The organism is Acidithiobacillus concretivorus, from assembly GCF_018853445.1.
Taxonomy (GTDB): domain Bacteria; phylum Pseudomonadota; class Gammaproteobacteria; order Acidithiobacillales; family Acidithiobacillaceae; genus Acidithiobacillus; species Acidithiobacillus concretivorus.
Genome location: NZ_JABELD010000118.1, coordinates 21,938 through 40,500 on the forward strand (window position 1 = coordinate 21,938; position 18,563 = coordinate 40,500).

27 protein-coding genes are annotated in these 18,563 nt (G+C 49.4%); 14 read left to right on the forward strand and 13 right to left on the reverse strand.

Translation table 11 applies throughout. The features are described from left to right. Nucleotides 1-5: 5 nt before the first annotated feature. Entirely contained in the window at nucleotides 6-563 is a 558-nt protein-coding gene (locus HJG40_RS12850) for a hypothetical protein (protein WP_215864554.1), read from the forward strand. 175 nt (nucleotides 564-738) lie between these two features. Here the strand turns inward: HJG40_RS12850 and HJG40_RS12855 are convergent, their stop codons facing one another. The 4 genes from HJG40_RS12855 to HJG40_RS12870 all read right to left on the reverse strand — a co-directional run bounded on the left by HJG40_RS12855 (nucleotide 739) and on the right by HJG40_RS12870 (nucleotide 3,485). Continuing rightward, nucleotides 739-900: a COG4705 family protein gene (locus HJG40_RS12855; RefSeq protein ID WP_253253671.1), complete on the reverse strand. Its 162-nt coding sequence runs from the start codon at nucleotides 898-900 to the stop codon at nucleotides 739-741. Nucleotides 901-966: 66 nt separating this feature from the next. Next, nucleotides 967-2,466 (reverse strand): Do family serine endopeptidase, encoded by a 1,500-nt coding sequence (locus tag HJG40_RS12860; protein ID WP_215864555.1) that lies wholly within the window; start codon nucleotides 2,464-2,466, stop codon nucleotides 967-969. 176 nt (nucleotides 2,467-2,642) lie between these two features. Beyond that, entirely contained in the window at nucleotides 2,643-2,951 is a 309-nt protein-coding gene (locus HJG40_RS12865) for a hypothetical protein (RefSeq protein WP_215864556.1), read from the reverse strand. A gap of 126 nt (nucleotides 2,952-3,077) precedes the next feature. After that, nucleotides 3,078-3,485, reverse strand: coding sequence for a DUF4168 domain-containing protein (locus HJG40_RS12870; RefSeq protein ID WP_215864557.1), 408 nt, complete (start codon nucleotides 3,483-3,485; stop codon nucleotides 3,078-3,080). A 1,111-nt stretch (nucleotides 3,486-4,596) separates the two neighbouring features. Between HJG40_RS12870 and tnpA the strand changes: the two genes are divergently transcribed. Continuing rightward, nucleotides 4,597-5,028, forward strand: a complete 432-nt coding sequence (tnpA, locus tag HJG40_RS12875) for an IS200/IS605 family transposase (RefSeq protein WP_215864558.1) — start codon at nucleotides 4,597-4,599, stop codon at nucleotides 5,026-5,028. Nucleotides 5,029-5,181: 153 nt separating this feature from the next. On the opposite strand, the gene HJG40_RS12880 is transcribed toward tnpA, so the two are convergent. The 7 genes from HJG40_RS12880 to HJG40_RS12910 form a co-directional block, all read right to left on the reverse strand. After that, a complete protein-coding gene (locus HJG40_RS12880; protein ID WP_226857446.1) occupies nucleotides 5,182-5,631 on the reverse strand; it encodes a DedA family protein in 450 nt (149 codons plus the stop codon). Between the two features lie 77 nt (nucleotides 5,632-5,708). Further along, the gene (locus HJG40_RS12885; protein WP_215864560.1) at nucleotides 5,709-6,299 is read right to left on the reverse strand and encodes a cytochrome b; all 591 of its coding nucleotides are present in this window, start codon (nucleotides 6,297-6,299) and stop codon (nucleotides 5,709-5,711) included. Between the two features lie 35 nt (nucleotides 6,300-6,334). Next, nucleotides 6,335-7,006: a hypothetical protein gene (locus HJG40_RS12890; RefSeq protein WP_215864561.1), complete on the reverse strand. Its 672-nt coding sequence runs from the start codon at nucleotides 7,004-7,006 to the stop codon at nucleotides 6,335-6,337. Beyond that, entirely contained in the window at nucleotides 7,000-7,266 is a 267-nt protein-coding gene (locus HJG40_RS12895) for a hypothetical protein (protein WP_215864562.1), read from the reverse strand. Before HJG40_RS12895 ends, HJG40_RS12890 begins: the two co-directional genes overlap by 7 nt. Continuing rightward, on the reverse strand, nucleotides 7,263-7,931 hold the full coding sequence (locus HJG40_RS12900) for a hypothetical protein (protein WP_215864563.1): 669 nt from the start codon (nucleotides 7,929-7,931) through the stop codon (nucleotides 7,263-7,265). The genes HJG40_RS12895 and HJG40_RS12900 overlap by 4 nt, the downstream gene beginning before the upstream one ends. Further along, a complete protein-coding gene (locus HJG40_RS12905; protein WP_215864564.1) occupies nucleotides 7,931-9,478 on the reverse strand; it encodes an OpgD/OpgG family glucan biosynthesis protein in 1,548 nt (515 codons plus the stop codon). Before HJG40_RS12905 ends, HJG40_RS12900 begins: the two co-directional genes overlap by 1 nt. 481 nt (nucleotides 9,479-9,959) lie before the next feature. Next, nucleotides 9,960-10,274, reverse strand: coding sequence for a hypothetical protein (locus tag HJG40_RS12910; protein WP_215864565.1), 315 nt, complete (start codon nucleotides 10,272-10,274; stop codon nucleotides 9,960-9,962). On the opposite strand from HJG40_RS12910, the gene HJG40_RS15250 reads away from it, so the two are divergent. Then, the gene (locus HJG40_RS15250) at nucleotides 10,266-10,559 is read left to right on the forward strand and encodes a hypothetical protein (RefSeq protein ID WP_215864566.1); all 294 of its coding nucleotides are present in this window, start codon (nucleotides 10,266-10,268) and stop codon (nucleotides 10,557-10,559) included. The genes HJG40_RS12910 and HJG40_RS15250 overlap by 9 nt on opposite strands. Nucleotides 10,560-10,815: 256 nt before the next feature. On the opposite strand, the gene HJG40_RS12920 is transcribed toward HJG40_RS15250, so the two are convergent. Together HJG40_RS12920 and HJG40_RS12925 are read right to left on the reverse strand one after the other, a co-directional pair. After that, nucleotides 10,816-10,956: a hypothetical protein gene (locus HJG40_RS12920; protein ID WP_215864567.1), complete on the reverse strand. Its 141-nt coding sequence runs from the start codon at nucleotides 10,954-10,956 to the stop codon at nucleotides 10,816-10,818. Nucleotides 10,957-11,243: 287 nt separating this feature from the next. After that, on the reverse strand, nucleotides 11,244-11,915 hold the full coding sequence (locus HJG40_RS12925) for a hypothetical protein (protein ID WP_215864568.1): 672 nt from the start codon (nucleotides 11,913-11,915) through the stop codon (nucleotides 11,244-11,246). A 532-nt stretch (nucleotides 11,916-12,447) separates the two neighbouring features. Here HJG40_RS12925 and HJG40_RS12930 point away from each other — a divergent pair. The 11 genes from HJG40_RS12930 (at nucleotide 12,448) to HJG40_RS12980 (ending at nucleotide 18,546) form a co-directional block, all read left to right on the forward strand. Next, nucleotides 12,448-12,684 carry a hypothetical protein gene (locus HJG40_RS12930; RefSeq protein WP_215864569.1) on the forward strand — a complete coding sequence of 79 codons (237 nt, stop codon included), beginning with the start codon at nucleotides 12,448-12,450 and terminating at the stop codon, nucleotides 12,682-12,684. Between the two features lie 412 nt (nucleotides 12,685-13,096). Next, nucleotides 13,097-13,687, forward strand: coding sequence for a cytochrome P460 family protein (locus HJG40_RS12935; RefSeq protein WP_215864570.1), 591 nt, complete (start codon nucleotides 13,097-13,099; stop codon nucleotides 13,685-13,687). 24 nt (nucleotides 13,688-13,711) lie between these two features. Further along, nucleotides 13,712-14,203, forward strand: a complete 492-nt coding sequence (locus HJG40_RS12940; protein ID WP_215864571.1) for a DsrE family protein — start codon at nucleotides 13,712-13,714, stop codon at nucleotides 14,201-14,203. 155 nt (nucleotides 14,204-14,358) lie between these two features. Next, nucleotides 14,359-14,667 (forward strand): HU family DNA-binding protein, encoded by a 309-nt coding sequence (locus HJG40_RS12945; RefSeq protein WP_215864572.1) that lies wholly within the window; start codon nucleotides 14,359-14,361, stop codon nucleotides 14,665-14,667. Between the two features lie 137 nt (nucleotides 14,668-14,804). Next, a complete protein-coding gene (locus HJG40_RS12950) occupies nucleotides 14,805-15,080 on the forward strand; it encodes an HU family DNA-binding protein (RefSeq protein WP_215864573.1) in 276 nt (91 codons plus the stop codon). A 10-nt stretch (nucleotides 15,081-15,090) separates the two neighbouring features. Then, nucleotides 15,091-15,438, forward strand: coding sequence for a hypothetical protein (locus HJG40_RS12955; RefSeq protein ID WP_215864574.1), 348 nt, complete (start codon nucleotides 15,091-15,093; stop codon nucleotides 15,436-15,438). Between the two features lie 122 nt (nucleotides 15,439-15,560). After that, nucleotides 15,561-15,800, forward strand: a complete 240-nt coding sequence (locus HJG40_RS12960; RefSeq protein WP_215864575.1) for a DUF4282 domain-containing protein — start codon at nucleotides 15,561-15,563, stop codon at nucleotides 15,798-15,800. 194 nt (nucleotides 15,801-15,994) lie between these two features. Further along, nucleotides 15,995-17,200, forward strand: a complete 1,206-nt coding sequence (locus HJG40_RS12965) for a J domain-containing protein (protein WP_215864576.1) — start codon at nucleotides 15,995-15,997, stop codon at nucleotides 17,198-17,200. 44 nt (nucleotides 17,201-17,244) lie between these two features. After that, nucleotides 17,245-17,496 (forward strand): SEC-C metal-binding domain-containing protein, encoded by a 252-nt coding sequence (locus HJG40_RS15315; RefSeq protein ID WP_215864577.1) that lies wholly within the window; start codon nucleotides 17,245-17,247, stop codon nucleotides 17,494-17,496. A gap of 373 nt (nucleotides 17,497-17,869) precedes the next feature. Beyond that, entirely contained in the window at nucleotides 17,870-18,295 is a 426-nt protein-coding gene (locus HJG40_RS12975) for a putative toxin-antitoxin system toxin component, PIN family (protein WP_215864578.1), read from the forward strand. Then, nucleotides 18,292-18,546 carry a toxin-antitoxin system HicB family antitoxin gene (locus HJG40_RS12980; protein ID WP_215864579.1) on the forward strand — a complete coding sequence of 85 codons (255 nt, stop codon included), beginning with the start codon at nucleotides 18,292-18,294 and terminating at the stop codon, nucleotides 18,544-18,546. Before HJG40_RS12975 ends, HJG40_RS12980 begins: the two co-directional genes overlap by 4 nt. The last annotated feature ends 17 nt before the right edge of the window (nucleotides 18,547-18,563 follow it).

Sequence of the window (18,563 nt, forward strand, 5' to 3'; positions counted from 1 at the left end):
ATGTCATGGACAGAAGACAGTTGTTGAAGTCGATATTGTCGGCACTGGCTATAGCAGGTTATGTACAGGCAGACCGGGCTAATGCTTCTGGTATGGGCAGCATGATGGGAAACATGATGGAGGGTAATGACCATGACCACGAAGGCATGCGTGCCATGATGTCACCGGAGAATCGTGGACCCATGCGTACCGGGATGGAGTTGTTCCAGGTGCATGCAGAGGTGCATCGCAAAGTAACTTTTTTGCCCAATGGGATACACGCGGTCACGATTTCAGCCGTGCCACATACGGTTGCATTACTCCAGGCACATGTGACCCAGATGTATCAGCGCCTGGCGGAAGACCAACCTTTTCCCTATCCGGCCAGTCAAAGTGTTCCCGTCATGTTTGCTCATCCAACGCTATACCAGCGAAAACTGGACTATCTCAAGGATGGGGTGGCGGTGACAGAAACATCATCAGATCCGGAAATGATCCAGGTGATTCATGCCCACGCGCGTGAAATTACGCGCTTTGTCAAAGAGGGCATGCCTGCGATGATGCGGGGAATGATGTCCTCATGAGATGCAGGGATGCGGGCTCAATATTTCAGACTGTTTTGGATTCAATAAGCGTGAAATTTTTGTCGGTGTCCATATCCTTCTCTATACTGAGCCATTCCGAATAGTGAACCTTACGGTCGGACTCCAGCTATATCTCCATCATGAAGAATCTGTAGATGGACCAATTGCCTAAATTTCAGTTGGGATCATCTACTCTGTAAATTATCAAGTAGATGAGCAGCATCAGAATAACCAGTGTTAGCGATATGCTCACCGGGCCCGTACCCAGACCAAGGCCACCGAACTGAAGGGGTTTGTCTGTCCAATCTGCGAAAGAGGCTCCCAATGGTCTTGTCACTGTGGATGGAAAGAGTCTTTGTCCATTTTAGTTTTTGGGGCAACACGAGTGCAGAGGTATCATGTGCTAGTTCTTTGCCAGGGTAATGACCACATAGATGCTCGCTTTACCCTGACGGACCAACATGGGAATGGGTTGATCTTTGGGCAACCTGGCGACGATGCGCGCCAGCTCGCTGACATTATGGACATCCTGCTGATTGATCTGCTGAATGATCATTCCGGGCATGAGTCCCGCCTCGGCGGCCGGGCCTTCACTGACACCCACCACCACGACACCATGGTGAACATCCAGTTGTTTTTCAATGTCTGGAGTTAGATTTTGAACATGAATATCCAGCCTGTCGATTTTCTGGACCTTCGTCGGAACGGCCGGTTGGTTACTGCTGGTCTGCTCATCCATGTTTTTCGGCAGGGCAGTGACCAGAACATTTTTGGTTTCCGCCACACCATGATGGAGGATACCCACGCTGGCATGAGTGCCCGGAACGGTGTTACCGACCATGGGCGGCAGTTGGCCGACGTTGTAAACCGGTTTGCTGTCATAGGTCACAATGACGTCACCGGGTTGAATGCCGGCCTTGGCGGCGGGGCTGCCCGGCATCACCGAAGCTACCAGTGCCCCTACCGGCTCCTGAAGATGCAGAGCCTGGGCCATTTGTGGAGTGACGTCCTGTACTTCGACACCCAGGTACCCGAACTGAATGGGTTTGTGATCCTTGAAGTCCTGCACCACGCGCATGACGGTATTGATGGGGATTGAGAATGACAGCCCCATGTATCCACCGCTGTTGGTGTAAATCTGATCATTGATGCCGATTACCTGGCCTTTCATGTTGAAGAGCGGACCACCGGAGTTGCCGGGATTGATGGGCACGTCACTCTGAATGAAGGGAATATATTCGTCATCGGGCAGCGGCCGGTTCATGGCGCTGACTACCCCTTGGGTGACCGTATTGTAGAACCCGAAGGGCGCACCCACCGCCAGCAGCCACTGGCCGACTTTCAGGTCATCAGAATTGCCGATGGGAACCGTGGGGAGATCCTTGGCATCAATTTTCAGCAGGGCCGTGTCGTAGCGTACTGAAAGTCCAATCAGTTTGGCTGGATAGGCATGATGATTGGTCAGGGTGACAACAATATGATTGGCACCCCGTACTACGTGACCGGCAGTGACTATATAACCATCCGGGCTGATGATAAATCCGGAACCCAGTGACTGGATTTTTTCATGCTGCTGGTGGCTGGGTCCCGCTTGTCCGGGTGCGCCGAAGTGCTGAAAAAACTGGTAAAAAGGAGAGTTTGGCGGAAACGGATTGCTCTGCTGATGGATGACTTTGTTGGTGGTGCTGCTGATGTTCACCACCGCCGGACCATAGCGGTCAATGATAGGGGTAAAATCCGGGAGGGCAACCAGCGCCTGTTGTGGTGCCGTGTTGGTGTTAATCGACAAGGCCGGTGCCGTAGGGGTGGCGTCAGCCTGTGCCCATTCGGTGGCGCCCAGGGTAAAACCAAAGCACGCGGCAACAACAGCAGTAATCAGTAGTTTCGGGCGATTATTCGCCATAGGACTCTCCTTTGAATCGTAATGTTGCAGAATGCATAAATAGGCCCAAAACGTGGAGCCATAATTGACACTTGCCTTGATTTTACCTGGCAATACAATGGGCAAAATGGATACTTAATGATTCAGTCCTCAACTCATCATCAACTGCGACCCAAATACGCGCTGCCATGACAGAATTAGTTCAGATGATTATTATTGACGACCTCCCAATGACTTCCACCTAATTTCCCAATTTCGATCATCTGAATTTGACCATTCCTGATTATGGAGCATCGGTAAACCAGGCCGTGTAGCTGCCTGCAATGATTGATTTTTGTTTCTTTAACTTCCTGATCAATATGCTGCATCTGAATCTTGGTCATATTCATGTCCATGTTGTTGCCTTTAATCGCGCGGATAATATCTGCTTGTTTGAGTGCTTGACGCACATCCTGATGGCTAGGTCCGAAGACACATCCAGATAGCCCGATAACGGTAAAAAGCAAAAGAAAGCGCCTTGAAAGATTCATCATTATGATTTTGGATAAGAAATAGAATGGGGCCGACAAAAACCGCCAGAGGTACCATGAATGGTACCCTGACGTTCCATGAATCACCTACCAAGGTAGGGACTATGCACCGGACTTGATAGCGGCCTCTACCTTTTGGGCAAACTGTGGATCACTGTGCGCTTTTCTCATGAGCATCTCATAAGTGCTTGCGGAGAGATCGTTTTTGGCCAGAATCCCGTGAACATCCTTTGCATAAGTCTGTTCAAGTGCTTGTTGCTTGGCTTTGCTCACACCTTTTTGCATAGCTTCAGTACGCATTTTGGAGCTCAGGGGTCCGATTTCCCGCAGAGCGGAAGCAAAATGCATGATCTCACCGTTACTCACCGCAGGGCCCGCCTGAGGTGCAGAGGGCATCATTGGCTGGGAGCCGGATTGCACCCCCGCTTGCGGCGCTCCAGAAGCCATAGGCGGTGTAGACGCACCGTTCTGCATCGCTGGTGAGGACGGTTGGGGTTGAGTGGTGGTCATGGGGCTGCTCATGCTTGCAAAAGCAACGGATGTGCTGAACACGAATATTCCCAGCGCGGTGATTACGTTAGTCTGAATGCTTTTCAATAGTTCATCTCCCTTTTGGGTGAAATAAAAGAGCATGGATTATGCTCATAATAGCTTGAGTAAAATTGCACAAGCATTTTTACGGTAACAACGGTTAATCTGTATTGTCAAATAAATGAATCAAATTTAACAAACATTGAAACGGGTCAAAAAATAAGTGTTGCGTATATTCAACATGCATCCGGTGAGATTGTTAATATTCATGAGAAATATTTTCTTTGGTTTAACAAAAAACTGATATACCACATTAATATTTGTTTTTTTACCACCACCCGTGTAGATAAGCATGCTGACGTGATCCATGGGTAATCATCATTCCTAGATACGGCAATTCATGCGCAACGGATTCTACGATCAGCATAAATTGCGTTTGCGGATGATCTTGCGGAGACAAGACCACCCGGCACCTAATGGTTATGATGTTTTGGCTGGCGGTTGATTCGGGTTCGATTGGGTCGCGGGTTGACCTCCGGGGGATTGAGCAGAGGCTGAGCCACCATGCTGCATAGAGTATGAGTGTGAATGTCCCGGAGAATGGTATCTCGGGGTTGCCGCTCTGGCTGATGACTGTCCTCTGTAAGGCTGGGCAGAGGGAGGGGCGCCATGCTGCATGGAGTGTGAGGATGATTGTCCCTGTGGTTGATATCCTGGGGTCACCGCATTGGCAGGGGTCACGGAACTCGCAAAAGCCATAGAAACGCCTAAAGCGAATACACCAAAGCCCATAATTAATCTGGGATTTGATTCTTGCATTAAGATCCTCCATCTAAAAAATCGATAGAAAGTTGTCAAATAGATATTGACCGTAGTACGTGGAATTCTCCACGACGTCATACGCTATCAATCCAAAATGGAGTTCGTCAAACTCTAATGAACGGTTGATTTTATCACAACAATAGTGTTCCTTAATGAACACACACAGAATCAGTTATCGAATTATAATTATCAATCATAAGGTTTAAACCACCGGCTTTAGCCGGTTAGCTTTAGCTGCGACAATATGCTGCACGGAAGGAGGTGCGGCGTGGAAGACAGATACGGCAGTCATACGGTTTTTCAAATTGAGTATCACTTTGTATGGGTAACGAAATACCGATACAAGGTGCTGAGTGGCGAGGTGGCGGAACGCATTCGAGAGTTGGTGAGAGAGACCTGTGAAGCCTTTGAGATCAGGATAGTAAAGGGTGTGGTGAGCAAGGATCATGTGCACATACTAGCCAGTTGCCCCCCGAGCATGGCGCCGAGCGAGATTATGAGGCGAATCAAGGGTCGCACGTCGAGCAAGCTGTTCGAAGAGTTTCCGCACCTGAAAAAGAAGTATTGGGGCCGACATTTCTGGGCAAGAGGCTACTTCTGTGCCACGGTAGGCCAGATGACGGAGGCAATGATTGAGCAGTATTTGGAGCATCACTTTGAGCCGAGGCCGAACGATGATTTCAAAATGGAACCCGATTAAGACGCGTCGTTCAGGCGACGCGTATCCGGACTTTCAGTCCGTAATTCAAACCCACCGGCTAAAGCCGGTGGTTGTTTAGTCTGTCAATAGAAATTATTATAACCCTCCATTTCACATTTCAAAGTAACTTTCTGAATATCAAGTCACAATTATCTACAGCATTCCCAAAAAATATCCAGCGCCGCCCCAAAACGCAACCCATATGACTGCACCTGATATATTCCAGAGATAAAAATCCTGTAGTGTTGTTTCTGCGGATCCAGAGATATAGCCTTGAAGCTGTCGCAACGGAACAATGAATCGACCAAATAGCACCACTATGGAGCCATATTTGTTCATGAAAGCATGCGCCTTATTAAGACGTTCTGCTGTGATCCCTATCCATCGACCATGTTTTTTGACCCATTTGATACCGACTTTGAAACCTATGTAATAGGCGGCGAACCAACCGGCACTGGTACCTATTATACCGAGGGCAAATAATACTAGCGGATTAAAGGCACCTTGGCTGGCTACAAAACCTGCACCAATCAACAGGGTCTCTCCAGGCAAAAAAATGACACCGGCGCTTTCCAGAAACAATCCAGCCACGACTATGGCCAATCCATATTGATCCACCACACCCGAAGCCGAAACGACTGCAGCATGGAGATAGCTCAAAAAATAGCTGGAAACTGACATCAGGATTTGGGGTCCGTACGTGATAGGCGAACAGGTAACATTCTGGTCAGCGTATGATCGCGAAGCATGTAATGATGATAAAGTGCTGCCAGACTATGAATAACGATTAGATACGCTAGCGTCAACGCTACCGCTGCATGCCATTGCAATACAGTAGAAAAAGCAAAGTGAGGATCGGGGGTAATGGGAAGCGGCATATGCCATGCCAGAATCGTCAAGCCCTTACCCAGAAGCCCCATCATCCAGATTCCGATGGCGCATTCAACGAAAATGAGCACATAAAATGCACCATGGACCATCTTGGCGCATAGCTGGTGATTTGGTTGCGCACCTGCACCTGATCTTCGTCCAGTAATGACCCGTATAATAAATAACGACAGCGTGAGCAATAAAATAAGTAGTCCAATCTCTTCATGCACCACAATGGCACTTGCCAGATGTTCTTGCAGCCAGGCTATACGTAAGTTGGCAGCACCCAATAGGCCCTGAAAAACAATCAGTACGGCGATAGACCAATGCAATACTTTGAAAAGGCTACTCTCCCCAGTGGACGACGTTTCTGCAATTTGTTCAACCTCATTGGGTGTCATTCATGCTCCTATTTAAATGTTTCATGCGCATCAAACTAACGAATAGCACGCATCTGTTGCTTTAATTTGGGTAACCAGGGATTGTTTGAAAAACCAGGTTCACGAAAGAGCTTTTCTAATGCTTTTCGGGCTGCACCATGGTCCTTGTCTGGTAACCAGAGGGTCGCCTGCTTTTCTGATTTAAGAATGCTGCGATTCGCAACGCGGCGTCCATACCATTTTTCAACGCCTGCAAAAAGTCCTTGTGGTGGATGTTCAGCAGCATGAAGCATGAGATGATAGATATGCGGATGGCGCAAACTGGCAATGCCTACCAACCATAACCATGATTGCTCTGCAGGGTCTAACCGTTTGAACCAGTTAGGCGTGGCGGCTATACATTCCGCCTTTTTGCCAACAATGGCTGTGATGTAAGGCGCATCTGGAATATGGGCGACATGTCTAATAGACTGAGGCTGGTCTATATATAGGGCAACCCTTTGCCTGGACCATGATTCTGCAGTGTGGGCCGAAGCCTGCATGTCACGATTTGTGATGGCATGTCCCTTGAGATAGTCGCAAGCCGCTGTGGAATGCAAGAAGATATGTCCTGCAGCGGGTAGGGCTATTCCTTGCCCTCCTATCAGGGCAAGGATATACAGTAAGTTGCGCGCCCTGTATGGAGATTTTTTGCGAACCGTTGTCATTATTTTTCCAATCGTTAGCAATGCTGGTGAATATACCAGATTTTACGAAGGGTTTTTTTCATCAACTGGGTGTCATGCAGGGCTGTTTTCCAATGGTGTGCCTTCAAAGCCAAAATAGTGTCATAACTGAGCCGTTCCGCCTTGTTTTTCAGTATTTTTGTTTGATATTTAGGATTTTGTGGGGCATGATCCTCATGGGCCACAGCATGAACTGACGTTAAACATAAAATACTTGCAACAAGTGATTGAACCATCTTTTTTCGATTCATCTTTAAGCTCATGCAAATCTCCACGAGGTTTCTGGTTTAGCCAGATTGAAATACTCCTGGGATAACCACGCGGATCGCTTGAACTCCCCAGAGATCCGGATGATTGCATAGGTCTTGCGTGTCTGTTGTGCAGGAGAATAAGGGTATGAAGAAGACCATTTTTTTGAACATCCTGAAATCTGTTGTGGGCCCACATGAATAACTCTTTGCCTTCCCGTGTTTTTCGCGCAGGATGTTGTCCTGGGGGTCCGTATTGTTATCCAGTCTTCCCGGATATATTCCCGAATCTTCCGGACGAATCGTTTTGACGCCATAGAAGAACGCAATATTGCCGGAGATTGTTGCCGTTCAAACCAGCATGCTGGATGGTTTTGCGCGCTAGTTGCCGGTAATGCAGTGGCCAGACGTGTGTTGAGTTCATCACCATCCTCAGCTAACGCGCCAATAGCAGTTTGCATCAGTACAAACCAAGTTGGATTTATTGCATTGATTTTACCAGCCTGTGCTTGTAGACCTCTTATGACCTGGCTTTCTATCCACTTCCGTTGTTCGGAAGACAGCTCGAGCCTGTCCAGGTAATGTGTTGCAGCAGTGGGTAGTCTAACAGGGTGGATGGACGGGTCGTTACTGGGGCGAATTGGATGCAGGCTATCGAAATTATCCGGGCTTCTATACATTATGCTGCCTCCTTTTGAGGGGGTAATAAATATAACCAGGTGTCACTAAGCACTTTCCCTTGTGAAGCCAGAAACAGGCTGATGTTACGGGGATGATGTCTGGCAGGGAGAATTTGTGCGTTCACCTGCCATTGGTGCTTCAAGGGATTGAAGTGCACTGACGAATGGAGAATATGCACCCCTGCTCCGACCGTAAAATGGGCGTGCATGGGGGTTTGTGCTGGAAGATGACCTAATCCCTCTCCGGCGAAATCCACAACCAATGTCTTGGCGCCCTTCATGTGCGGGTCGTTTCCCAAAAAGGTAGCGACTGGATGCCCGCCAGATGGGAGCTGTTTGTTGTTCCGAAAAAACCGTATCTGATAATGTACCCGAAGTGATTCACCCGGGCGTAAAGGTTTCGCGGGGACCCAAAAGGTCACGATATTATCGGTATTACGGTTGTTTGTGGGCAACTCTACCAGTTCTACCTGTCCTTTACCCCAATGATCAAGCGGATGGATCCAGACGCTGGGCCTTTTTTGATACTGTGTAATTAATCCTTCATAGCTAGAAAAGCGGCGATCCTGTTGAAAGAGTCCGAAACCAACGGGGTTATTGAGAATGTAACGGGTCACCTGGATGTGCAGGGGGTTATTCAACGGTCTTGTGATCCATTGACCATCACGGGCCGCCATGATCAGATCGCTGGAATCATGTTGTTGAGGGTGCCAGTCCCCGGCTCTTATACCTCGACCACGACCATGCCAGTACATGCTTGAAAGCGGGGCAATTTCAAGCTGTTTGATTTTTTTGCGCGGATACAAAACGGCCCGTACGCGGATGCGTGTACTTTTTCCAGGGGTCACAGTAAACCGGTAGGCCCCGGTTATTACAGGGCTATTCAGCAGGGCATAAATGATCATGTGCCGCGCTCCGGGTTTGGGTCGTTGTAACCAGAACTCCTGGAAATAAGGAAAAATTTCACCGGAAGGTAAAGCCGTATCTATCCCAAGGCCTCTGGCTGAAGTTCCATAGACGGCGCCCTTGCCGACAGCACGGAAATAACTGGCACCGAGGAAAGACACAAACTCGTTGTGGTAAGGAGGGGTATCCAGTGGGTAAAGCAAAGAAAATCCTGCGTATCCTCCTTTACGCGGGAGTTGCGACTGACTAACCACCCCATGGGTAGCAAACAGCCTGGCACTGTAGGGCAGCGGAAAAGACCGCCCGTGCTGAATGACATTCATTTGTACGGGATGGACAAAGGTATGCCCCAGTGGATAAAACACGACTTCAAACGGTAAACTCTGCCGCTGCCAGAGGGGGTGTACGTCCAGAATCCGACCATATGCCTGCGGGCTCAGCCTGCGCAGATATTGGCCAGCGGAAATGGGGCGCGGTTTCCAAGCCCTGCGGGACAACTTTTGTGCAGATTTCTGGACAGTTGCAAAGGAAAAAGGATCTGCAAATGCAGCAGAAACGCCTGAGAGCGCAAATATCGCACTTAATCCCAGCACACCATATGAGAAAAGCGGGTTTTTATTTTTTGAGATAAAAATAAACATAATAGAATTTAAGCATATCCTATGCCAAATCTATAATCATATGATTATTATATTGTAAATATTAATAACCAACCATTTACGGCGACGTATGTCGCCGTAAGGACACGCTTATATTTTCAATTGCTGAGCACAGTTTTTTCTTATATTAAAAAAATATAAAATAAAATCATTTAGTTGATCATGATAATTGGGTGATTTCATAAAAACATAACAATGTCGCCGATAAGCGACATTTAAGCATTTAATCCTGCCTGTGCGAAGCCGGTATGGCTGGCAGAGAAATAAACCTGCAATATATTCGATGTGGTATAGGACATGACAAAAATCGCATGATAAAAATTTTCATGCAATAGCGCCATAATTCACTAATGATCTGAATACAGGACGGCATTCGAGCCAATCCCATATCTACGATATTTTACAAATAAGGAGGTCATATAGGCCAGAGACGAGCAACCTTAGGCAAGTTGCCCATCTCTCATTAGCTGTTCCAATTGGTAACTGTACCTGCAATTTGCGACCTTCCTTTCGAAGGACTAATGTGGCCCCGGTCTTCCGGGTCCTTCATGTGGAGGACCTCCGGCCGGTCCTTGCTGAAATTGCGGCCCTGGTCCAGGCTGTGGCGGCCCACCAGCCGGTCGAGGTTGAAAAAGCGGCCCACCAGGTCTGCCGGGGCCACCATCTTGTGGCCTTCCTCCAACCGGCCCATGTTGGAACTGCGGGCTTCCAGGCCTGCCGGGACCATTCTGGAACTGAGGCCCCGGGCCACTCCGTGCGGGGCCTCCAATTGGCCCATGATAAAACTCTGGACTTTCGGGTCTCGGCCTGTTCGGCTGCGGGCCGAATCTCGGTCTATCCGGATGGAATGGATAAGCCCTCGGTGGCCCAGGAGGTTGGAGTAGTGCCGCCCCAGGTGGGGGCGGAGGGGGTTGCCGCACGCCCAGATAATGGAAAAAATTACCGGGCGGTGGCAGCGGTGCACCAGCAGGCGGTGGCGGAGGGGGCGGGGCTCCTGCCTGTAGCGGTGGAGGGGGGGATGGATAGTACTGATAATAAGACTGAGGATAGTAATACCACATGATATACTGCGCATAAAGCGGTTGGCTGTAATAACTGGTATAACCAGCGGGAGGCTGAAAGTAGGCATACTGCTGAGGCCATCCGTTATTACCAATATTAATGCCAAAATCACCCAGCAATACGCTAATATCAAAGGGTGAGGCAGCTGCGGGAACAAAGCAGGACAGCAATCCTGCGCCAGCAAGCGCCAAAGGAATACGCATAAAAATGGATTTATGAGACATTTTCCACTCCTTAATTATTAAGGATGTTATAGATCACACGATCTGATTTTTAACCTGAAGGCTAGTTGCCATACCGATAATTTCCAGAACCAGGACCATACACCGGCGGCGGCGGGCGATGACCTCCATATTGGTTGTTGTATCCCTGCCAGCCTCTCTGATGATAATAGCCATGATCGCCGTACCCTCTGTGAGGGAATATCATACATCCAGATAAGAAGACAGCCCCCAAGGAAAACAAAAAGACTTTTATTGTGGTTTTGAGTTCCATCATAGATTCCTTATGTAGCTGAAATAGTAGAAACCACTTATCGAGAACTGATTTATTTAATTGATGTGGTCAGTCATCTCCGCGAAAAAATTCGGCCCATGTGCTCATACTCAGAGATAAAATGGACATCCAGAGCATCTTTTTACCCTGGATTCCGTATATGGCATCAAAAATTGCGCTAATGAATGGGCTAAAACTGCATTCCTAAGCCCACATCTCCCCGCAATATATTGGGTGCACCATGCTGGGTGAAATCATCATCGTGTAATCCAATATAAAGGGAGACGTTTGCCATTAATGGGTAATAAGCATTTACACCCATTTGCAACAGATCCGATGAGCTGTTGAATGTCGTGGGTGCCAACCCTGAGACGTGTTGGGTCTCTGAAATACCACCAAGGTATCCGATATATCCTGTCAAATTGACGACGGGTAACGAGGCCGCCGCATACAAACCACCACCCAAGCCATTGGTACTGAGGGAAGAATGATAGTCATAGTAACTGTTGGACTGGGCAAAGCGGTTATATTCATATCCTACGTAGGGCCCAACAGCCAGCATGTTGCTGGCATTGAAAAGATAGCCAAGTTTGAGTCCGATCGTATTGGTATTGCCACCAGTATAGCCCTGATAGGTAGCTCCGAATTCGTGACGATATTTCGCAGTACCAAACAACCCGCCATTGTAGAGACTGGCGCGTAGACCCAATCCGCCGGTGGTATTTCCATACTGATTGGTGGCGCCCTGTAGGCTGCCTGAAACACCAATCTGGTTCATCACGTCATATACGGATGCCTCCGCAGCTATGGGCAAAGTGAGCGCAAGGGCGAATGCGGTTAACCCAATTTTTTTCTGGATCATCGGAATCTCCTGTCTGTTTAAACTAAAAAAGCCTGATTCTGAAAGAATAACTTGAAGTCATTCCCCAACAATCAAACCGCCATTTGGGTTATGACAGTAGGCATGACAACCTCACTGGCAAACTTAGCTCTTGGACAGCAGGATATATGCCAAAGGTTCCATTAGAATGAGATTATTAACAAATTCAGCATTCTGCATAACATACATAAAAGTTTACTTCGCTGAATCCATGAGTTCTCAGTGCGAGCCCAACCATTCTTCGCTGTATCTGTTGCATTAAAGCGACAATCTTCACCAGGGCTTCTTCCCGACTATATGATTCAGATGAATTCAGGTAAGTCAGCTAAGCTTGTTTCCATAGCCTCCTGGCGGGGAGCTTGATGAGTATAACCTGTTCATCATTATAGGGATGCTCCGCTTAATTCGAAAAACATGACCACAAAGCGGAAAAGTGGTATGAGTAGATTAATTGATTTACGGACACCCGTGATTGATTGATGAAGTAACACCCGATCCATAGAGGAGAAACCACATGTTGGATAAAGCTCTTTGCGTGTTAAGACGACACGTGTGGCAATCTGTTTTACGTATAGCTATCCTGGGTCTTTTGGCGGCATTGGCGGGCTGTTATGCCTACCGTCCCGGCCCACCCAGGGGACCTGCCGGTTATTATGCACATCCCGCACCACCTCCTCCGCCTGGAGGGCCGGTAGGTCCTGGTGCTTATTATCAGCAACCGGGTCCGCCGCAGCCGCCGCCTCCTCCGTGAATGATTCTGTCAGACGATTCAAAATTCAGGATGGATTAGTTTTCAGTGTAAGACCGAGCAATTAACGCTCCATTGATTACAGAATGGAGCGTACTTTTTTAGAAAATGTTCAAATGGCAGATTTTTCTTAAAGTTAGTTATCCAAGCCTCTGCAATATTAAAATAACAAATCCGTACCGGTTACTGACGGATTATCCAGCACTACTCAAACGCTACAGGGGTCAAATGTAGCTGCAGTGTTTGCTGATGGTGCTCTTGGTCTTGCCCATTCAACCAAAAAATGCCCAGTAATCACTTAAGACCAGCGATTCTGTGCAAAACCATCTATAATAAGTGCCTACTTCCTGCTTTTGGTCCAAGCCAGCTTCTGTAATATATCGGTGAAGTAGTTTAGAGGCTGAGGAGAGGACGCATGTCAAAACTGAAAATTGCCGTTCTGTTTACCGTCACCTGCTTTTTTTCCAGCTGGGCTTGGGCGCATGCAGCCGGACCCACTCCTGAAGCTCTGTGGAAAGAAGTGCAAATTTTGCAAAAAACGCACGCCATAATGCCCGGAAGCACGCCCTTTCAGCTGGGATCTCGGACGGTGGATCCATACACTGTGGACTTGGCCAACCCTTTGGCAATATCCAGTATAGAAAAAGCCGGTGGGATACTGAAAGTGACCCGCTATAGTAACAGTAGCCTGGTGATCAAAGAAAATTACAATGCCCACAAACAGTTGGTTGGCGTTACCGCCATGCTGAAGGCCGCAAAATTTGATCCTTCAGACCGCAACTGGATCATGGCAGCCTATGATCCTACCGGTAAAGTCCTGGCTTATGGCAAAGTAGGCAGCTGTATCGCCTGTCACGTACTGGTCCGCCATCAGGACTTGGTTTTTGCTCCACCGCCAACACAATTATTGCCGATCACCACTTGGAAAGCGTTTTTCTCCAAGCAGGAAATGAATCCGGCTTACGTGGCACTGATTCATAAACATCCCGAGGCTGTCGTTCAGTAGCCGCTCATCAAGGAGGATATTCCCATGCAACGTTTTATTCTGGCCTTTCTGTTTCTCTCTATTGGCTGCCTATTCACCAATGCCCAGGCTGAAAAGCTCAATGACACTACGGCACTATCCGGCTTGCATAATGCAAAGGCCGTGTTTTTGGTGAATATGCGTAACCCGGCGGCTGTGGATCACCTGGTTCAGGTCATCGGTTTAACACGCAAGCAACTTCTGCAACAAAAGGTGACGCCGCACTTCATCGTGGTCTTTATCGGTCCAGATGTCGCATTTCTGACCAAAGATCGTCGGGGCATACCTTACACAGAAGAAAGAGATATCGCGGGGATTCAGGGAGAAATCCAGAAGCTCAGCCAGAAAGGCATCCAGTTTCAGGCTTGTGGCGTGGCGCTACACGGTATGGACGTATCTCCGAGCATGTTGATTCCGAGCGTGACACCGGTTGAGAGTGGCTTCATCTCTACCATCGCCTACCAAGAAAAAGGCTATGCTTTGGTTTCCGTTTATTAAAATAATGCATATCTGCTTGTATCTTGCCCCCCACTGTTGGGTCGGCAAAAGTAGGTAGTGCGTTAAGTCGGGTAGCGCTTTTTATGTGCATGGCATATCTTCTAACATCCCAATCCGATTGCATAACTAACCTACAGCAAGCCAGAGAAAGAACGATGAATAAATCAACCATGATGGAAAATATCTATCATCAGTTACGTGTTCAGGGATACAAAGACTTATCACGACAGGATGTCATTATGGCCGTCGGATTGATCCTTGATCATTGTGCCCACGCCTTGGCCGAGGCGGAGCGTATTGAGATTCGGGATTTTGGGGTGTTTTCCCTGCACATTATTGCGGCCCGCGCGGGGCGGAATCCGAAGACGGGGAAATCGGTGGATGTCCCCGAGAAACGCACTGTACATTTCAAGCCCGGTACGGCGATGCGCGTACAAGTCAATCAGAATAATCGTAGCTTTTGATGAAATGACGCTGATCACCGACATCACTTCTTCGGGTAAATACTATCCACCACGCATCGCCTGTCCATACACTGCATTGCGCATTTTATGACATTCCTCTACATTCCAGAGGTGCATATTTTTGAAAGAGGTCTCTCATGAATAAATCCGAATTTGTCGCCGCACTGGCCTTGCATGGTGCCATGTCCAAAGCGGACGCAGAAAAATGTTACCAGGTGTTTCGACATACTCTGGAGACCGAATTGCTGGTCGCCGGAAAAATCACCTTCCCCGGATTCTGTTCTGTTGAGATCGTGGATAAACCCGCGCGTAAAGCGCGGAACCCGGCTACGGGACAGGAAATTGAAGTGCCTGCCAAGAAAAGTATCAAGTTCAAGGCGGGGAAAGAGTTTGCCGATAAAGTGAATCACTGAAGGACAGAACATGACAGAAAGTAAAAAACGGGTGCGTCGGACTCCAGAACAGCGAATCGCGGATCTGGAGAAAAAACAGGCAGCGATTCTGGAGCGTCAGAAAGCGGCGCTGGCCAGAATTGAGGCCGCAAAAAAACGGCTGATGCAGTCCCCATCAGCCCGCAAGGACAGAATGGCGCAGGACAAGCGCTTTGTGCGGGCGGCACAGGCGCTGGCTCCGGAATGGGACTCTCGACACTTTATCGCCGCCATCGAAAAAGCCCTTCAGGAAGATGCGGATGTGCTGCAGGCGCGTGGAGAATCCCTGTTGAAAGAACATGGCCAGCCCAAGCGGGGTAGACGGCCCCGGGGTAGTTAAACGTGCGGACGACAGGACGCCGCCAGGTGACCGGTTTTATGGGGATAGCAACGCGATAAGGAGGAAGCGGGACAGAGGCTATCCGCCCTGGGCATGGGGTCAGAGGGTGCCCGCGAAACAACATGATTAAAGCCCTGTTTTCTAATTTTGAAGAGATGATTACCCCCCGAATTATTTCGGTGGTTTTCATTTTGCTGGTGATTTTTGATTTCTTTTCGGCCATTGGGGTGATGAGCCAGTTTTTTGGAGGATATGACACAGGTGCGCTGACGAACATCATCGGCATTATTGTCGGGATTTTCTATTTTGTTTTTTCGGTAGTGGTTAGTCGGGTGTTTTGCGAACTGCGCAGGGGATTTTGAAACACCTAGACAGCAATAACGGATGACTTGCTGATGGGTTCGTCATGGATAGCGCTGCCGAGTAGGTTCGTCTCAGAGAATGGGAGAAGCCTGTGTGCATATCGCCTATATTCCCTTGAGAAGCCTCTCTCAGGCGCAGGGAATACCATGATGCTCCCCATCAGGGCTGGATCTCCCTGCTGGAATACCCCGAAATGACGGATTCCCAACGGTCTTCTGCAGCAAGTCTGGTGATTACGTCCGCGCCCAGCGTGCCCTTATCCGCTGCTCAGAAAAGCTTTAATCGGCTGAGTCGGCAGATTGCCCGGATTCAACGGGACATTCAGGACTGGGAGACGACCATGGCGCAGATCCAGCGGCGCGCCTTAGAAGAACTGGTGCCGGTGCAGCAGCAGTTTCAGGCATTGCGCCAGGATCTGTTGCTGCAGCTGGATGCGAGCAGTCAGACGCTGCGGTTCGGCAAGGTCGCCCGGGCGACTTTGTCCCAGTCGATCAGCGAACTGGCCCTGGGTTTGCTTCAGGAGGTCCCGGAGGGGACCGCATCTCATGGAGCGATTCAGGAGATTTACCAGCGGCATACGCCCGAGCCCGAGAGTCCTCTTGACGACACAGCGTTGCGCGGTGCCGTCGCCGAGTATTTTGATCTGCCTCCCGAAGCCATAGCCGAAGAATCCCCGGAGTCCTTGGTCGCGTTCGTGGAACAGATGCTGCGCGAACGGTCGGCGGCGCAATTGGATGCGCAATTGGCGGCAGCGCGTCAGGAGAATGCAGAAGGCGGCGACGACCCGGAAGCGCTAGAGCCTTCCCGGGAGAAGGGGCAAACATCGGCACAAAGTGGCCGGGAGAGTCAAAGGGCCGCCCAGGCGGAACAGATCCGTCAAGCGCTGCAGACGATTTACCGGCAGCTGGTTCGGGTGATTCACCCGGATCGGGAGCCGGATGCCGAGCGGCGACTTCACAAAACGGTTCTGATGCAACGGGCCAATCAGGCTTATACCGAAAAGGATCTGCTGCAGCTTCTGGCCCTGCAGCAGGAACTGGGACAAATCGACGAGCAGATGTTGGGGACCTGGGGAGAAGAGACCCTTAAAACCTACAACCGGGTGCTCAAGGCGCATGTCGAAGGGCTGCAGCATCAGGTGGAGGAAATTCAGGCGCGGGCATCGGCCTGCGTGGGGGTGCCGACTTTCTTCACTCTCACCCGCCGGGATTTGATGCGGGATTTTGAGGAGACGCTGCGGGAGATGCGGGCGGCCGTAGTGGGAATGCAAGTGGACCTGCAGAAGTTGCAGTCAGAAGAGCCCCTGAAGGCTTGGCTGCAACAACAGCGCCGTGCCATCCGGCGCCAGGCGCAGAGGGATTGGGATACGGAGATGTACTGGGTACAAAATGAGGCATAAAGTCTCGTTGGTGGCTCAAATATTAGACTAAGGGAACATGACAAATGGCAAAATTAGGCAGCAAGAAAAGACCGATAATCGTGCGTGTTGAGTCCGAAGCTACCGCCCAATATGTGGCTGAAACCTGTGAGTCAAGAGGATGGCAATTCATCATAGGCTTTGAGTCACCGGAAGATTTGACTGACTTGGAAAACGCTTTGAATCCACCAATACCCGTACAAGTTGAAAAAATCGATAGAAATGCACCTTGCCCATGTGGAAGCGGAAAGAAATACAAGAAATGCTGTGCCTTGTAGTGTGTTGGAACACCTCATTGCCAATCAGCGAAGAGCCAAATGGAATTTTAGGTACACCGGGTTTTTCTGCGCGTCATCGGCGGCCCTGTTTCCAGCTGTTCCAGCTTCGATTTTTGGGGATTTACCGGGTGTGGTGAGATGCACGACCAGGATGTTTCAACCAGAGAATCTTTGATGAAATCCAGACTGAATTTTACCGATGTTAATGTATGCCCGGTAGAAATGCTGTCTTGCAATCCCGGCCAGCTTTGCCGCCTCTGTAACCGTCACTTTTGTCCTGTCACCTTCTGGAACATTTAATGTCTTGGTGACATTGTAAATTGTCGCCTCTCGAAAATCATCATTCTTTCATTTTTGTGATATCCTATGAGATATGCTAAAAATCGTTCTCGATACCTCCGTACTGACCAGCGCCCTGCGTAGTAACTTGGGGGCCAGCCACGCTGTAATGCGGCTGGTCGGGTTGGGGCAGATAACCGTATTGGCAACACCCGCTTTGTTCATGGAGTACGAAGCGGTACTGACAAGACCCGAGCAATTAGCAGTGTCTCAGCTGACCATTCAAGAGGTCGGTCGATTCCTGGACGCTTTTGCTGGCCTTTGCAGCCCGGTAGACATTCATTTCCACTGGCGGCCACAACTCAACGATCCGAACGATGAAATGGTTCTGGAGGCCGCCGTAAACGGTCACGCTGATGCTCTAATTACTTTCAACATGGCGCACTTCGCGGTGGCTGCGCCCCGCTTCAATCTCCCCCTATGGCTACCCAAACAACTTTTGATGGAGGTTCGCCAATGAACAAGGCCGCCTATGCCCTGAAACTGCCACAATCCCTCAAGACCGCTGCCCAACGGCTGGCACGGGAAGATGGGGTATCACTCAATCAGTGGATCACGGTTGCTCTCGCTGAAAAGGTCGGTGCCGTGGAAACGGCTGCCGATTTCTTCAAACGGCGCGGCAGTAATGCAAGCCCTGCTGACTTTCAGGAGATTCTGAACAAGGTCAGAAGTAACCCGCCAGCCAAAGGCGACGATCTGCCTGAATGGTGATGGATTCTACCCTTGGC

Bases quoted from the DNA above. Each gene is read 5' to 3' on its own strand.
- HJG40_RS12850 (WP_215864554.1), top strand. From the start codon at position 6: ATGGACAGAAGACAGTTGTTGAAGTCGATATTGTCGGCACTGGCTATA.
- HJG40_RS12860 (WP_215864555.1), bottom strand. From the start codon at position 2,466: ATGGCGAATAATCGCCCGAAACTACTGATTACTGCTGTTGTTGCCGCG.
- HJG40_RS12870 (WP_215864557.1), bottom strand. From the start codon at position 3,485: ATGACCACCACTCAACCCCAACCGTCCTCACCAGCGATGCAGAACGGT.
- HJG40_RS12885 (WP_215864560.1), bottom strand. From the start codon at position 6,299: ATGACACCCAATGAGGTTGAACAAATTGCAGAAACGTCGTCCACTGGG.
- HJG40_RS12895 (WP_215864562.1), bottom strand. From the start codon at position 7,266: ATGAGCTTAAAGATGAATCGAAAAAAGATGGTTCAATCACTTGTTGCA.
- HJG40_RS12900 (WP_215864563.1), bottom strand. From the start codon at position 7,931: ATGTATAGAAGCCCGGATAATTTCGATAGCCTGCATCCAATTCGCCCC.
- HJG40_RS12905 (WP_215864564.1), bottom strand. From the start codon at position 9,478: ATGTTTATTTTTATCTCAAAAAATAAAAACCCGCTTTTCTCATATGGT.
- HJG40_RS12910 (WP_215864565.1), bottom strand. From the start codon at position 10,274: ATGGGCCAATTGGAGGCCCCGCACGGAGTGGCCCGGGGCCTCAGTTCC.
- HJG40_RS12920 (WP_215864567.1), bottom strand. From the start codon at position 10,956: ATGGCTATTATCATCAGAGAGGCTGGCAGGGATACAACAACCAATATG.
- HJG40_RS12925 (WP_215864568.1), bottom strand. From the start codon at position 11,915: ATGATCCAGAAAAAAATTGGGTTAACCGCATTCGCCCTTGCGCTCACT.
- HJG40_RS12930 (WP_215864569.1), top strand. From the start codon at position 12,448: ATGTTGGATAAAGCTCTTTGCGTGTTAAGACGACACGTGTGGCAATCT.
- HJG40_RS12935 (WP_215864570.1), top strand. From the start codon at position 13,097: ATGTCAAAACTGAAAATTGCCGTTCTGTTTACCGTCACCTGCTTTTTT.
- HJG40_RS12940 (WP_215864571.1), top strand. From the start codon at position 13,712: ATGCAACGTTTTATTCTGGCCTTTCTGTTTCTCTCTATTGGCTGCCTA.
- HJG40_RS12945 (WP_215864572.1), top strand. From the start codon at position 14,359: ATGAATAAATCAACCATGATGGAAAATATCTATCATCAGTTACGTGTT.
- HJG40_RS12950 (WP_215864573.1), top strand. From the start codon at position 14,805: ATGAATAAATCCGAATTTGTCGCCGCACTGGCCTTGCATGGTGCCATG.
- HJG40_RS12955 (WP_215864574.1), top strand. From the start codon at position 15,091: ATGACAGAAAGTAAAAAACGGGTGCGTCGGACTCCAGAACAGCGAATC.
- HJG40_RS12960 (WP_215864575.1), top strand. From the start codon at position 15,561: ATGATTAAAGCCCTGTTTTCTAATTTTGAAGAGATGATTACCCCCCGA.
- HJG40_RS12965 (WP_215864576.1), top strand. From the start codon at position 15,995: ATGACGGATTCCCAACGGTCTTCTGCAGCAAGTCTGGTGATTACGTCC.
- HJG40_RS15315 (WP_215864577.1), top strand. From the start codon at position 17,245: ATGGCAAAATTAGGCAGCAAGAAAAGACCGATAATCGTGCGTGTTGAG.
- HJG40_RS12975 (WP_215864578.1), top strand. From the start codon at position 17,870: ATGCTAAAAATCGTTCTCGATACCTCCGTACTGACCAGCGCCCTGCGT.
- HJG40_RS12980 (WP_215864579.1), top strand. From the start codon at position 18,292: ATGAACAAGGCCGCCTATGCCCTGAAACTGCCACAATCCCTCAAGACC.